At 70.9% G+C, this 13,572-nt stretch carries 16 protein-coding genes; 15 read left to right on the top strand and 1 reads right to left on the bottom strand.

Going from position 1 to position 13,572, the window contains the following annotated elements; all coding sequences use genetic code 11:
* Nucleotides 1-2 precede the first annotated feature (2 nt).
* The 8 genes from rplF (at nt 3) to map (ending at nt 5,346) form a co-directional block, all read left to right on the top strand.
* Nucleotides 3-539 carry a 50S ribosomal protein L6 gene (gene rplF / locus ABIQ69_RS04310; RefSeq protein WP_350349162.1) on the top strand — a complete coding sequence of 179 codons (537 nt, stop codon included), beginning with the start codon at nt 3-5 and terminating at the stop codon, nt 537-539.
* A gap of 2 nt (nt 540-541) precedes the next feature.
* On the top strand, nt 542-901 hold the full coding sequence (rplR, locus tag ABIQ69_RS04315) for a 50S ribosomal protein L18 (protein WP_350349163.1): 360 nt from the start codon (nt 542-544) through the stop codon (nt 899-901).
* A gap of 26 nt (nt 902-927) precedes the next feature.
* Nucleotides 928-1,599, top strand: coding sequence for a 30S ribosomal protein S5 (gene rpsE, locus ABIQ69_RS04320; protein ID WP_350350072.1), 672 nt, complete (start codon nt 928-930; stop codon nt 1,597-1,599).
* Nucleotides 1,599-1,784, top strand: a complete 186-nt coding sequence (gene rpmD, locus ABIQ69_RS04325; RefSeq protein WP_067948559.1) for a 50S ribosomal protein L30 — start codon at nt 1,599-1,601, stop codon at nt 1,782-1,784. Before rpsE ends, rpmD begins: the two co-directional genes overlap by 1 nt.
* Nucleotides 1,784-2,446 (top strand): 50S ribosomal protein L15, encoded by a 663-nt coding sequence (gene rplO, locus ABIQ69_RS04330; protein ID WP_350349164.1) that lies wholly within the window; start codon nt 1,784-1,786, stop codon nt 2,444-2,446. Before rpmD ends, rplO begins: the two co-directional genes overlap by 1 nt.
* A 115-nt stretch (nt 2,447-2,561) precedes the next feature.
* On the top strand, nt 2,562-3,887 hold the full coding sequence (gene secY / locus ABIQ69_RS04335) for a preprotein translocase subunit SecY (protein ID WP_350349165.1): 1,326 nt from the start codon (nt 2,562-2,564) through the stop codon (nt 3,885-3,887).
* Nucleotides 3,884-4,510 carry an adenylate kinase gene (locus ABIQ69_RS04340; RefSeq protein ID WP_350349166.1) on the top strand — a complete coding sequence of 209 codons (627 nt, stop codon included), beginning with the start codon at nt 3,884-3,886 and terminating at the stop codon, nt 4,508-4,510. The genes secY and ABIQ69_RS04340 overlap by 4 nt, the downstream gene beginning before the upstream one ends.
* 8 nt (nt 4,511-4,518) lie before the next feature.
* On the top strand, nt 4,519-5,346 hold the full coding sequence (gene map / locus ABIQ69_RS04345) for a type I methionyl aminopeptidase (protein ID WP_350349167.1): 828 nt from the start codon (nt 4,519-4,521) through the stop codon (nt 5,344-5,346).
* Between the two features lie 42 nt (nt 5,347-5,388).
* Here the strand turns inward: map and ABIQ69_RS04350 are convergent, their stop codons facing one another.
* Nucleotides 5,389-7,320, bottom strand: a complete 1,932-nt coding sequence (locus tag ABIQ69_RS04350; protein ID WP_350349168.1) for a PTS sugar transporter subunit IIA — start codon at nt 7,318-7,320, stop codon at nt 5,389-5,391.
* 134 nt (nt 7,321-7,454) lie between these two features.
* Here ABIQ69_RS04350 and ABIQ69_RS04355 point away from each other — a divergent pair, with 134 nt between their 5' ends.
* From ABIQ69_RS04355 to infA, 7 genes are all read left to right on the top strand, one after another.
* Nucleotides 7,455-7,793 carry a hypothetical protein gene (locus tag ABIQ69_RS04355; protein WP_350349169.1) on the top strand — a complete coding sequence of 113 codons (339 nt, stop codon included), beginning with the start codon at nt 7,455-7,457 and terminating at the stop codon, nt 7,791-7,793.
* Nucleotides 7,794-7,872: 79 nt separating this feature from the next.
* On the top strand, nt 7,873-8,139 hold the full coding sequence (locus tag ABIQ69_RS04360) for an HPr family phosphocarrier protein (protein WP_350349170.1): 267 nt from the start codon (nt 7,873-7,875) through the stop codon (nt 8,137-8,139).
* Nucleotides 8,140-8,175: 36 nt separating this feature from the next.
* Nucleotides 8,176-9,867, top strand: a complete 1,692-nt coding sequence (ptsP, locus tag ABIQ69_RS04365; RefSeq protein ID WP_350349171.1) for a phosphoenolpyruvate--protein phosphotransferase — start codon at nt 8,176-8,178, stop codon at nt 9,865-9,867.
* Nucleotides 9,868-9,886: 19 nt separating this feature from the next.
* Nucleotides 9,887-11,446: a PTS mannitol transporter subunit IICB gene (locus ABIQ69_RS04370; protein ID WP_350349172.1), complete on the top strand. Its 1,560-nt coding sequence runs from the start codon at nt 9,887-9,889 to the stop codon at nt 11,444-11,446.
* 91 nt (nt 11,447-11,537) lie between these two features.
* Nucleotides 11,538-11,975, top strand: coding sequence for a PTS sugar transporter subunit IIA (locus ABIQ69_RS04375; RefSeq protein ID WP_350349173.1), 438 nt, complete (start codon nt 11,538-11,540; stop codon nt 11,973-11,975).
* Nucleotides 11,975-13,153 (top strand): mannitol-1-phosphate 5-dehydrogenase, encoded by a 1,179-nt coding sequence (locus ABIQ69_RS04380; protein ID WP_350349174.1) that lies wholly within the window; start codon nt 11,975-11,977, stop codon nt 13,151-13,153. Before ABIQ69_RS04375 ends, ABIQ69_RS04380 begins: the two co-directional genes overlap by 1 nt.
* A gap of 132 nt (nt 13,154-13,285) precedes the next feature.
* Entirely contained in the window at nt 13,286-13,507 is a 222-nt protein-coding gene (infA, locus tag ABIQ69_RS04385; RefSeq protein ID WP_011186713.1) for a translation initiation factor IF-1, read from the top strand.
* Nucleotides 13,508-13,572 lie beyond the last annotated feature (65 nt).

Consider the following 13,572-nt stretch of genomic DNA (forward strand, 5'->3'; position numbering starts at 1 on the left):
CCATGTCACGTATCGGACGACTCCCCATCGACATCCCCGCCGGCGTCGACGTCAAGATCGACGGCCAGGCCGTCTCCGTGAAGGGCCCGAAGGGCGAGCTCGCGCTCGTCGTCGCGGCCCCCATCGAGGTCAAGCTCGAGGAGAACCAGGTCCTCGTCACCCGGCCCGACGACGAGCGCGCTTCGCGTTCGCTGCACGGCCTGACGCGCACTCTCATCGCGAACAACATCATCGGCGTGACCCAGGGCTACTCCAAGGCTCTCGAGATCGTCGGCACCGGCTACCGCGTGGCCCAGAAGGGCTCGGCCGTCGAGTTCGCGCTCGGCTTCTCGCACCCGGTCACCGTCGAGGCGCCTGCGGGCATCACGCTCACGGTCGAGGGCAACAACAAGCTCACCGTCTCGGGCATCGACAAGCAGGCCGTCGGCGAGACCGCCGCGAACATCCGCAAGATCAAGAAGCCCGAGCCCTACAAGGGCAAGGGCATCCGCTACGCCGGCGAGGTCGTGCGTCGCAAGGCCGGAAAGGCTGGTAAGTAATCATGGCTGTGAAGAGCAAGTCGGCTGCGCGCTCGCGCCGCCACACCCGCCTTCGCAAGAAGATCGTGGGCACCGAGGTGCGTCCGCGCCTCGTCGTGACCCGTTCGGCCCGCCACGTGTTCGTGCAGGTCGTCGACGACAGCAAGGGCCGCACCGTGGCCAGCGCGTCGACGATGGAGGCCGACCTCCGTGCGTTCGAGGGCGACAAGACGGCCAAGGCCCGCAAGGTCGGCGAGCTCGTCGCCGAGCGTGCCAAGCAGGCCGGCATCGAGGAGGTCGTCTTCGACCGCGGCGGCAACAAGTACGCCGGTCGCGTCGCGGCGATCGCCGAAGGAGCGCGAGAGGCAGGGCTGAACCTGTGAGCGACAACAACGTGAAGGAGACCGAGGTGACCACCGCAGAGGCACCCGTCGAGACGGCCGCGTCCAGCGAGCCGCAGCGCAACGAGCGCGAGGGTCGCCGCGGCGGTGGCCGTGACCGCGGCCAGGGCCGCGACCGCGGTGGCCGCGACGCCGACAAGAGCCAGTTCCTCGAGCGCGTCGTGACCATCAACCGCGTGTCGAAGGTCGTCAAGGGCGGTCGCCGCTTCAGCTTCACGGCGCTGGTCGTCGTGGGCGACGGCAACGGCCTGGTCGGCGTCGGCTACGGCAAGGCGCGCGAGGTCCCGACGGCGATCTCGAAGGGCGTCGAGGAAGCGAAGAAGAACTTCTTCCGCGTCCCGCGCGTGGCCGCGACCATTCCGCACCCCGTGCAGGGCGAGGCCGCAGCCGGCGTCGTGCTGCTCCGTCCGGCGTCCGCCGGTACCGGTGTCATCGCCGGTGGTCCGGTCCGCGCCGTGCTCGAGTGCGCTGGCATCCACGACGTTCTGAGCAAGTCGCTCGGCTCGTCGAACACCATCAACATCGTGCACGCCACGGTGGAGGCGCTGAAGCAGCTCGAAGAGCCGCGTGCCGTCGCCGCCCGTCGTGGTCTCGACTACGACGAGGTCGCCCCGGCCCGTCTCCTGCGTGCCGAGGCCCAGGCGGCCGAGGCCGCCGCAGCAGCGAAGGCAGGTGCCTGATGGCCAAGCAGCTCAAGGTGACCCAGATCAAGTCCAAGGTGAGCGAGAAGCAGTACCAGCGCGACACGCTCCGCAGCCTCGGGCTGAAGCGCATCGGCGACTCCGTCGTCCGTGAGGACACCCCGCAGAACCGCGGGTACGTCAAGACGGTCGCCCACCTCGTGAAGGTTGAGGAGATTGACTAATGGCTGACGAGAAGAAGGACGCCGTCGCCGAGGGGACTGCCAAGCAGGCTCCGGCGAAGAAGGCGGCCGCGAAGCCCGCCGCCGAGAAGTCCGAGAAGGCGCCCGCCAAGAAGGCGCCGGCCAAGGCTGCGGCGGCGAAGGCCGACGACGCCAAGGCCGAGAAGGCTCCCGCCAAGAAGGCCTCGGCCAAGAAGGCGGAGCCGAAGGACGCCGCCGAGCGGCGCGAGCCGGTCCTGAAGGTGCACCACCTGCGTCCCGCGCCCGGTGCGAAGAAGGACAAGACCCGCGTCGGCCGCGGTGAGGGTTCCAAGGGCAAGACCGCCGGTCGCGGCACCAAGGGCTCGAAGGCCCGCACCACGGTGCGCCCCGGCTTCGAGGGCGGCCAGCTTCCGTACCACATGCGTGCGCCGAAGCTCCGCGGCTTCAAGAACCCGTTCCGCGTCGAGTACCAGGTGGTCAACCTGGACAAGCTCGCCGAGCTCTACCCGAAGGGCGGCGACGTGACCGTCGCCGACCTCGTGGCCAAGGGTGCCGTCCGCAAGAACGAGCGCGTCAAGGTGCTCGGCAACGGCGACATCCAGGTCAAGCTCACCGTCTCGGTCGACAAGGTCTCGGGTTCCGCCGAGCAGAAGATCGTGGCGGCGGGCGGCTCGGTCAAGTAGACCGCTGCACCACAACGAGTTCGAGCCTGTCGGGACCTCGCGTATGATTCACGGGGGTCTCGACAGGCTCGAGCCGCATATGGACTGACTCCACGACGGAGCTACAGGAGGACGAGTGTTCAACGCCATCGGGCGCATCTTCCGCACCCCCGATCTTCGGAGGAAGATCGGCTTCACCCTGGGCATCGTCGCCCTCTTCCGCCTCGGCTCCTTCATTCCCGCGCCGTTCGTGGACTTCACGAACGTGCAGGCGTGTCTCGTCTCGGCACAGGGCTCGGCCTCCGGCCTGTACGAGCTCGTCAACGTCTTCTCCGGCGGCGCGCTGCTCCAGCTGTCGATCTTCGCGCTCGGCATCATGCCGTACATCACGGCGTCGATCATCGTCCAGCTCCTGCGCGTCGTGATCCCCCACTTCGAGACCCTGTACAAGGAAGGCCAGGCCGGTCAGGCCCGGCTCACCCAGTACACGCGGTACCTCACGATCGCCCTCGGCGTGCTGCAGTCCACGACGCTGATCACGGTGGCTCGCAGCGGCGCGCTGTTCAGCGGCGCCTCCGCCCCCGAGTGCTCGCAGCTCATCACGAACGACGCCTGGTACGCCATCCTCCTCATGGTCATCACCATGACCGCCGGCACCGGCCTCATCATGTGGATGGGCGAGCTCATCACCGAGCGCGGCATCGGCAACGGCATGTCCCTCCTCATCTTCACCTCGATCGCGGCGACCTTCCCCGGCTCGCTCTGGGCGATCGGCATCTCGCGCGGCTGGAACACGTTCGCGGTCGTGCTGCTCATCGGCCTCGTGGTCGTGGTCGCCGTCGTCTTCGTCGAGCAGTCGCAGCGGCGCATCCCGGTGCAGTACGCGAAGCGCATGGTCGGCCGGCGGACGTACGGCGGCAACAACACGTACATCCCGATCAAGGTCAACATGGCGGGCGTCGTGCCGGTCATCTTCGCCTCGTCGCTGCTGTACCTGCCGGCCCTGATCGCCCAGTTCAACCAGCCGGCGGCCGGCGAGGAGCCGCAGGCCTGGGTCGTGTGGATCCAGAACTACCTCACGCAGGGCGACCACCCGCTCTACATGCTGCTGTACTTCCTGCTCATCGTCGGGTTCACGTACTTCTACGTGGCGATCACGTTCAACCCCGACGAGGTGTCGGAGAACATGAAGAAGTACGGCGGCTTCATCCCCGGCATCCGCGCCGGCCGGCCGACCGCCGAGTACCTCGACTACGTGCTCACGCGCATCACGTTCCCGGGCTCCCTGTACCTCGGTGCGATCGCGCTCATCCCGCTCATCGCGTTCGCGCTCGTGGGCGCCAACCAGAACTTCCCGTTCGGCGGTGCGTCGATCCTCATCATCGTGGGCGTCGGCCTCGAGACGGTGAAGCAGATCGACGCCCAGCTCCAGCAGCGACACTACGAAGGACTTCTGCGATGACGGCTGCCACCACCCACGCCAGGTTCCTGATCGTCGGCCCCCAGGGGTCCGGCAAGGGCACGCAGGGCGTAGTGGTCGCGTCGGCGTTCGGAATCCCGCAGGTCGCGACCGGCGACATCTTCCGTGCGAACGTCGCAGGCGGGACGGAGCTCGGCAAGCGCGTCCAGGCGATCATCGAGGCCGGCGACCTGGTTCCCGACGAGCTCACCAGCGAGCTCGTGCGCGACCGGCTGTCGCAGCCCGACGCGGCATCCGGGTTCCTGCTCGACGGGTACCCGCGCAACCGCGGGCAGGTCGCCGACCTCGACGCGTTCCTCGGGTCGCGCGGCGAGCAGCTCGACGCCGTCATCGAGCTGGCCGTCCCGCGCGCGGAGTCGATCGCCCGGCTCCGGCAGCGCGCGATCGAGCAGGGCCGCACGGACGACACCGAAGAGGTGATCTCGAACCGGCTCGCGATCTACGAGCGCGAGACCGCGCCGATCCTCGACGACTACCGGGCGCGCGACCTCGTCGTGCGCATCGACGGCGTCGGCTCGCTCGACGAGGTCACCGCGCGGATCTTCGAGGCGCTCGCCGTCCGCGGGTTCGCGGCGGCGCACCCGGGCACGCCCGCTACGGCCTGACCGTCCGCGTGTTCCGCAAGTCGATCTACAAGTCGCCGGCCGAGCTGCGCGCGATGCGCGCTGCCGGGCTCGCGACGGCGGCCGCCCTCGCGGAGGCGCGTCGGCTGCTGCGGGTCGGCGCGACGCCGCTGGAGTTGGACGCGGCGGCCGAGCGGGTCATCCTGTCGCATGGCGGCCGCTCGAACTTCAAGCTCGAGCCCGGCTACCGGCACGCCCTCTGCGTCTCGGTCGGTGACGACGTCGTGCACGGCATCCCCGGCGACCGGGCCTTCCGCCCGGGCGACATCGTGTCGGTCGACGGCGGCGCCGAGGTCGACGGGTGGAACGGCGATGCCGCATTCACCGTCGTCCTGCCCGACCCGTCGCGTCCGGAGGTGGTCGCCGCGCGGGAGGAGCTCGCCCGCGTCACCGAACACGCGCTCTGGACCGGGGTCGCGGCACTGGCCGGCGCGAAGCATCTCAACGAGGTCGGCGCGGCCATCGAGGACGCGGTGCGCGCTGAGGGCGACTACGGCATCCTCACCGACTACGTCGGCCACGGCATCGGTCGTTCGATGCACGAAGAGCCGCCGGTGTTCAACTATCGCGTCGAGCGGCGCAGCCCCGCGGTGAAGCCGGGCCTGGTCGTGGCGATCGAGCCCATGCTCGTGGCCGGGTCGATCGAGACGTTCGTGCGCGACGACGAGTGGACCGTCACGACGGCCGACGGGGCGGATGCCGCGCACGTCGAGCACTCCGTCGCCGTGCACGACGGCGGCGTGTGGGTGCTCACGGCGGAGGACGGCGGTCGGGCGGCGCTCGAACCGTACGGCGTCGTGCCGGTGCCGATCGCGTAGCCGCCCGGGACCCGCCCGTCGCCGCCGACGCGCTCCCGCGCCTCAGCGCCCGCCGGGCTCCTCGGCCTCCATCAGCCGGGCGAGTTCGGCGACGAGTCCGGTGTGATCCGTCGCACCGCGCACCAGGCGCAGGACGTTCGCGCGGTCGGAGAAGGTCTCGACGAACTGGTCGAAGATCTCCTGGAACTCCGCCCGACCGCTGTCGGCGAAGGCGATGAACGCGACGACGTGCACCGGCGTGCCCGCCCAGTCGATGGGCACCTCGTCGACGGCGATGGCGATGGCCGTGCGCCGGGCCGTCATCGACATCGCGTGCGGCACGGCGAGGTGCTCGGCGAACGCCGTGGACGACATGCGCTCGCGGTCCACGGCACCCTCGACATAGGCCGGATCGATCACACCGCCGGCGACCAGGCGCTGGCCGAGCAGACGGATGACGCCCTCACGGTCGAACCCCCTGAGCCCGCGGACGAAGAACTCCGGCTCGATGGTCTCCGCCAGCCGTGCCGCGAGTCTGGCGGTGCGCCGCGCGCGCCGGATCCGCGCGACCTCGGCCCGCACGCGCTCGAGCTCATCCGGCGTGGGCAACGGGGAGACGAGCACGAGCCGCTGCACCGCGCCCACGGGCGGCACGACGGCGACGACGAGGTCGGCGTGCGGGGCATCCCGAGCCGTACCCGACTCGACGACGACGCCGTCGCCCGCCGTCTCGCCGACGCGCGCGACGAGCGCGTCCACGAGCCCGTGGTAGGCCGGCGCGTCGACGACGATGCGCACCTCGTCGCCTCCGGAGCGCCGGCGATCGAGGTGCGCCCCGAGGTGCATCGCGAGGTAGGCGATCTCGTCGTCGTTGACCGCGATGCCCTCGCGGCGGCCGAGCTCCGCGGCCACGTAGACCGCCAGTTCGTAAATGAGCGGGTACGCGGACTTGATCTGCGCGGTCAGCGGGTTCCGGGAGAACGCCCGGTCGACCGAGCGCTCGGCGAGATTGTCGACGTGGAGCGCGAGGCGTTCGATGAAGTCGTCGTCGGTGAGGTCGACGAGATACTCGGATGCCGCACCGCGGACGATCTCGCGGACGACGCCGCTCCGCGGCGACCCGGTGGCCCTGTCGAGCGCTGCCGGGTGCTCGACGTCGTCCGCGCTGCGGTCTCCGCCGTCGTCCGCGGAGTGGAGCCGGGTCGCGGCGCGCACGCGCAGCAGGCGGCCGAGGTGCGTGCGGTCGGCGGCGGGCAGACGCACGCCGAGATGCGACTCGACCAGGTCGCCGAGGAGGCCTTCGAGGGCGTCGGGCTCCGCGTCGGCGACCTCGTCGAGCCGTCGGTTCCGCGAGACCCGGTCGGCGGCGATCGAGACGTGCAGCAGCACATCGTCGAGCGTGTACTCGTTCGGCGCGTATCCGGCGACGCGCAGCTCGGCCACGAGGGCGTCGCGGAGGCCCGGCAGCTCGGGGAACCGCCGCCGCAGGGCGTCCACGGCCAGCCGTCCGCGCGTGGACTCGTCGCGCAGGAGATCGCCGAGCAGGCGTCGTCGAGCGAGCTCCGGGCCGGTGAGGGCGACCGTCGGGCCCCGGCGCTCCAGCGAGAGCTGCGTCCCGCCCAGCCGCGTTCGCACACGCGCGAGATCGCCGTCGAGCGTGGACTCGCTCACGTGGAAGGCCTCGGCCGTCTCGAAGACGTCCAGCCCGTCGTCCGCGTCGACGAGCAACCGGATGAGCCGCGCAGCGCGCGCCTCGGGTCCCTCGGGTGCACGCGGGGCATTCGCCGCACGCTCCGATCGCGCGGCGAGTGCCGCACGATCGAGCCGGTAGCCCTGCGGGCCGGACCGCACCACGGCGGATCCGCCGTTGGCCTGCGCCACCCACGAGCGCACGGTGCGCGTCGTGACGGAGAGCCGGCCGGCGAGCTCGGCAGCGGTGATCCAGCCGTCGACCCGCGACAGCTCGTCGAGGAGTCGCTGCCATCGCTCGGCCACGAGGTCAGTCAACCACCGTCGCGGGGCCGCGTCGCGGCATCCGGCGAGGATTTCCGGGGGAGCGGAAGCGATTCCGGTGGCGAGGCCGGCCTCACCGGGAGCAGGATCGACACAGCGCGGCGAACCGTCCGCGCGTGATCGACGGCGACCGGCAGGAGGCGACGATGCGGATCCTCATCGTGTGCGGCGCCGGCGCATCGAGCACCTTCGTCGCCGTGCGGCTGCGCCGAGCGGCCGCGGCGCGCGGCCTCGAGGTGCAGGCCGTCGCGACGAGCGAAACCGGGCTCGCCTCCGCGCTGCCCGGATCGGACGTGCTGCTCGTCGGCGCGCACCTCTCGGATCGCCTTCCGGCGATCCGCGACCTCGCGACGGCCGAGTCGGTGCCCGTCGCGACGCTGCCCGAGTCCGCTGCGGCGGGCGACGGGTCGGCGACCCTCGACCTCGCGCTCGAGTTCGCTGGAGCGAGGCCATGACCGGTCGGCGCGTTCCCCGGTGGGATGCCGCGGGCTATGGTGAACGAGGGAACGGACACCAGCGACGGGAACCGGGAACATGGTGGAACGCACAGTTCGGATCGGATCGACCCACGGCCTGCACGCCAGGCCGGCCAAGCTCTTCACCCAGGCCGTCGCGTCATCGGGATCGAGTGTCACGATCAGCAAGGCGGGCGGTGCGCCCGTCAACGCGGCGAGCATCCTCTCCGTCATCGCGCAGGGCATCGACCACGGCGACGAGGTCACCCTGCTCGTCGAGGGCGGTGACGAACAGGCCGTGCTCGACCGGCTCGTCGAACTGCTCGGCACCGATCACGACGAGTAGGCGTCCGTCGCCCGTCGACACGAACGGGAGGACAGCGTGAACGAGATCCAGGGCACGGGCATCGGTCAGGGGGTGGCCGTCGGGCCGGTGGTGCGGATGGCGGAACGGCTGCCCGAGCCGGTCGACCGGCCGAGCCACCTCGACCCGGCCCGGGAGGAGGAGCGCGCGCGGGCGTCGCTCTCCGTCGTCGCCCAGGATCTTCAGCGCCGCGGTTCGCTGGCCGGCGGGGCCGCGAAGGACGTGCTCGAGGCGCAGGCGATGATGGCCGAGGACCCGACGCTCGTCGAGGACATCGTGAAGCGGCTGGGTGAGGGCAAGACCGCCGAGCGGGCGGTGTACGAGGCGTTCGCCGCGTTCCGCGAGCTCCTCGCCGGGATGGGCGGGTACCTCGGCGAGCGTGCCGCCGACCTCGACGACGTCTCGCAGCGCGTCGTCGCGCACCTGCTGAAGCTCCCCGCGCCGGGCGTGCCGAACCCCGGCCACCCCTTCGTGCTCGTCGCCAGGGACCTCGCGCCCGCCGACACCGCGCTGCTCGATCTCGGACAGGTGCTCGGCCTCGTCACCGTCGACGGCGGGCCGACGTCGCACACGGCGATCCTCGCGAGGGAGAAGTCCATCGTCGCGGTCGTCGGTGCGGCGGGCGCCGCCGAGCTCGCGGACGGCGACAGTGTGATCGTCGACGCGGAACGAGACGTCGTGGTCGCCTCGCCCACGGCCGTCCAGGTCGCCGAGGCCCGTGCGCGGATCGCCGAGCATGCGGCCGCGGCCGCGGCACCGGTGACGCCCGGCGCACTCGCGGACGGGACCGCCGTGCCGCTGCTCGCGAACCTCGGGTCCGCCGACGGTGCCGCCGAGGCCATCAGGCTGGGCGCCGAAGGCGTCGGACTGTTCCGCACCGAGTTCCTGTTCCTCGACGCCGACCGGGCGCCGAGCGTGGCCGAGCAGCAGGAGCAGTACACCCGGCTGCTGGCCGCCTTCCCCGGACGGAAGGTCGTCGTGCGGGTGCTGGACGCCGGCGCCGACAAGCCCCTCGCCTTCCTCAACGACGCGCCCGAGGAGAACCCGGCCCTCGGGCTGCGCGGCATCCGCTCGCTCCGGCACGCCGAGACGATCCTCCGCGAACAGCTCACCGCGCTCGCCGCGGCCGACGCCGCGACCGACGCCGAGCTCTGGGTGATGGCGCCGATGATCGCCACGGTCGAGGAGACCCGCTACTTCACCGCGCTCGCCGCGGACCTCGGCATCCGCGTCGCCGGGGTGATGGTCGAGGTGCCCTCGGCGGCGCTGCTCGCCGAGCAGGTGCTCGATGTCGCGGCGTTCGCCTCGATCGGGACGAACGACCTCACGCAGTACACGATGGCCGCCGACCGACTGCTCGGCACCGTGGCGAACCTGCAGGATCCGTGGCATCCGGCGGTGCTGAAGCTCATCGCCGAGGTCGGCCGCGCCGGCGCGGCCACCGGCAAACCCGTCGGTATCTGCGGCGAGGCCGCCGCCGATCCGCTCCTCGCCGTGGTCCTCGTGGGCCTCGGCGCCACCAGCCTGTCGATGTCCCCATCGGCACTCGCAGACGTCCGCGCCTCCCTCGCGCGGTACGGCCTGGACGACGCACGCGCGATCGCCCGGGCTGCCCTGGCCGCTGAGGGAGCGGCCGAGGCGAAGCAGGCGGCCCGCGAGGCCGCCGAGTCCAGCACGACCGTCCACCCGGCACGGGAGACCGCGCCGTGACCAGCAGAGAGGCATCACGATGACGACGACGTCACCGGACACGAAGCGGCCTGGGGGAGCCCGCGTCGCAGTCCAGAAGTTCGGCACCTTCCTCAGCGGCATGATCATGCCGAACATCCCGGCCCTCATCGCGTGGGGCATCATCACGGCGTTCTTCATCCCGGTGGGGTGGACGCCGAACGCCGACCTCGCGACCCTGGTGTTCCCGGTCATCCACTACCTGCTGCCGATCCTGATCGCCTACACCGGCGGCCACATGGTCTACCAGGTGCGCGGCGGCGTCGTGGCCGCGATCGCCGTGCTCGGCGCCATCGCCGGGTCCGACCTGCTCGTCGACCAGTTCAACGCCACGCTGCCCGAGGGCGACGCGCCGCTCGGCTACGTCCACATGTTCATCGGCGCGATGATCATGGGCCCGCTCGCGGCGTACACGATGAAGTGGCTCGACCGACTGTGGGACGGCCGCATCAAGGCCGGCTTCGAGATGCTCGTCAACATGTTCTCCGCCGGCATCTGGGGCTTCGTGATGGCCGTCGTCGGGTTCTACCCGGTCGCCTGGCTCGTGAACGGCATCATGACGGTCCTCGGAAACGGCGTGAACTGGCTCATCGAGACGAACCTGCTGCCGCTCACGAGCATCATCATCGAGCCCGCGAAGGTGTTCTTCCTCAACAACGCCATCAACCACGGCGTGCTCACGCCGCTCGGCACCCAGGAGGCCGCCGACACGGGGCAGTCCATCCTGTTCCTGCTCGAGGCGAACCCCGGGCCCGGCGTCGGCCTGCTGCTCGCATTCACGCTGTTCGGCATCGGTGCGGCGCGCGCCACCGCCCCGGGCGCCGCGGTCATCCAGTTCTTCGGCGGCATCCACGAGGTGTACTTCCCGTACGCCCTCATGAAGCCCGTGCTGATCCTCGCCCTCATCGCCGGCGGAATGACGGGCGTCACCACGAACATGCTCCTGGGCGGTGCGCTCAGGGCACCGGCCGCACCAGGCAGCATCATCGCGGTGCTCGCGCAAACGGCGGCCGGCGCCTACGTCGCGGTCATCCTCTCGGTCGTGCTCTCGGCCGCGGTGACCTTCGTCATCGCCTCCGTGATCCTGCGGGCGTCGCGGAAGCGCGACCTCGCGGCCGAGGCGGCGGGCGGCGACGCGTTCGGCGCCGCGATCGACCGCACCACCGAGGCGAAGGGCAAGCAGTCCGCCTACCTCGACGGCCTCCGGGCCGAGGGCATGGAGGACGTCGAAGAGGCCGGAGTCCTCACCGCCGCGACGCTCGGCGACAAGCGCATCGAGCACGTCGTGTTCGCCTGCGACGCCGGGATGGGCTCGTCGGCCATGGGCGCGAGCGTGCTCAGGAACAAGATCAAGAAGGCCGGCATCGAGGGTGTCACCGTGGTCAACACGGCGATCGCGAACCTCGACCCATCGGCGGATCTCGTGATCACGCAGAGCCAGCTCACCGATCGTGCCCGGCAGCAGACGCCCGACGCGCTGCACGTCTCGGTGGACAACTTCATGAACTCCCCGAAGTACGACGAGGTCGTCGACCTCATCAAGTCGAGAGGGGCTCGCTGACGCGACGGGCCGCGGACGCCGGGGGAGCGTCCGCGGCCCGCCCGTCGTGCGCCGCGAGCACCGGTCGACCCGATCCCGAAAGGACCAAGACATGACCGAAGAGATCCTGGCGCCCGGCGCGGTGCGCATCCTCGACCGGGTCGCCGATCGCGACGCGGCGATCCGGCAGGCGGGCGAGATCCTCGTCGAGGCGGGCGCCGTGCGCCCCGAGTACGTCGACGCGATGCTCGAGCGGGAGGCGTCGGTGTCGACCTACATGGGCAACCTCCTCGCCATCCCGCACGGCACGAACGAGGCGAAGGACGCGATCCTCCGCTCGGCGCTGTCGTTCGTGCGCTACGAGGAGCCCGTCGACTGGGCGGGCGACGAGGTGCGGTTCGTGGTGGGCATCGCCGGCATCGGCGACGAACACCTCGAGATCCTCTCGAAGATCGCCATCGTCTTCTCCGACGAGGACGAGGTCGCCGGCCTGCTCGCTGCTGGCAGCCCCGACGAACTCCGCGCCCGGCTCTCGGCGGTCAACGACTGATGCTCGCCGTCCACTTCGGCGCGGGCAACATCGGCCGCGGCTTCGTGGGGCTGCTGCTGCACGAGTCGGGGTACGACGTCGTGTTCGCCGACGTCGACCGCGCGCTCATCGACCGGCTCGAGGCATCCGACTCGTACACGGTGCACGAGGTGGGGCCGGGTGCGCGCGACCATCGCGTCGACCGGTTCCGCGCCATCGACAGTGCGACGGATGCCCCCGCTCTCGTCGCCGCGCTCGCCGCAGCGGACGTGGTGACCACCGCTGTCGGGCCGCGCGTGCTCCGCTTCATCGCCCCCCACGTGCTCGAGGGGCTCCGCGAGCGAGCGGCCGACGTCCCGCCGGTCGCGGTCATGGCGTGCGAGAACGCGATCAACGCCACCGACCTCCTCCGCGACGAGATCGCCGCGCTCACCACGCCGGACGAGTGGGCCGAGCTGTCGCGGCGCGCGGTCTTCGCCAACACCGCCGTCGACCGGATCGTGCCCGGCCAGCCGGCGGACGCCGGCCTCGACGTCACCGTGGAGACGTTCTTCGAGTGGGCGATCGAGCGCCCGCCGTTCGGCGACGCGCCTCCGCCCATCGCGGCGGCGCACTTCGTCGACGAGCTCGCCCCGTACATCGAGCGGAAGCTCTTCACCGTGAACACGGGGCACGCGTCGATCGCGTACGCGGGCTTCGCCGCGGGCCATCACCGCCTGAGCGATGCGCTCGCAGACCCGGCCGTGCGCGCGATGGTCGAGTGCGTGCTGGCCGAGACCAGCTCGCTCATCGTCGCCGAGCGCGGCTTCAGCGCCGAGGAGCAGAACGCGTACCGCGCACGCATCCTCGAGCGCTTCGCGAATCCCGAGCTCCCCGACACCGTCGAACGCGTCGGCCGTCAGCCGTTGCGGAAGCTCTCGCGCAAGGAGCGCTTCATCGAGCCGGCCGCCCGGCTGGCCGCGCGCGGCGAGCCCGTCGACGGCCTCCTCGAGGCGGTCGGCGCGGCGCTGCGGTTCGACGTGCCCGACGATCCCGAGAGCACCGAGCTGCGGCATCTGCTCGCGAGCCTCTCCCCGGAGGAGTTCGTGCGGGAGGTCACGGCGATCGAGGCGGAGCATCCGCTCTTCGCGCGTCTCGTCGCAGTCGTGGCCGACGCCCAGTCGGAGGCGATTGGCGATTCGGCAACGGATCGCCTATAGTAGACCCTTGGTGTTTTGCACGCCCGGTTCGGCGTGCCCGACGACCTGTCTCGACGGGCCGACGGAGGTCCCGAAGGGTGCCAGGGCATCATCGCACGACTGATCATCCCGAACCCAAGCGATAGTGAGGCTATGGCCAAGAAAGACGGCGTCATCGAGATCGAAGGCTCGGTCATCGAGGCACTCCCGAACGCGATGTTCCGTGTGGAGCTCACGAACGGGCACAAGGTGCTCGCCCACATCTCAGGCAAGATGCGCCAGCACTACATCCGCATCCTCCCCGAGGACCGCGTGATCGTGGAGCTGAGCCCCTACGACCTGACCCGCGGGCGCATCGTCTATCGCTACAAGTAAGGGCTGTTCGGAAAGTAACGGCCCGCGGCACCCCGCGGGCACGAGGACAGCGAACGAAGGAACAC

The organism is Agromyces sp. G08B096, from assembly GCF_040267705.1.
Classification (GTDB): domain Bacteria; phylum Actinomycetota; class Actinomycetes; order Actinomycetales; family Microbacteriaceae; genus Agromyces.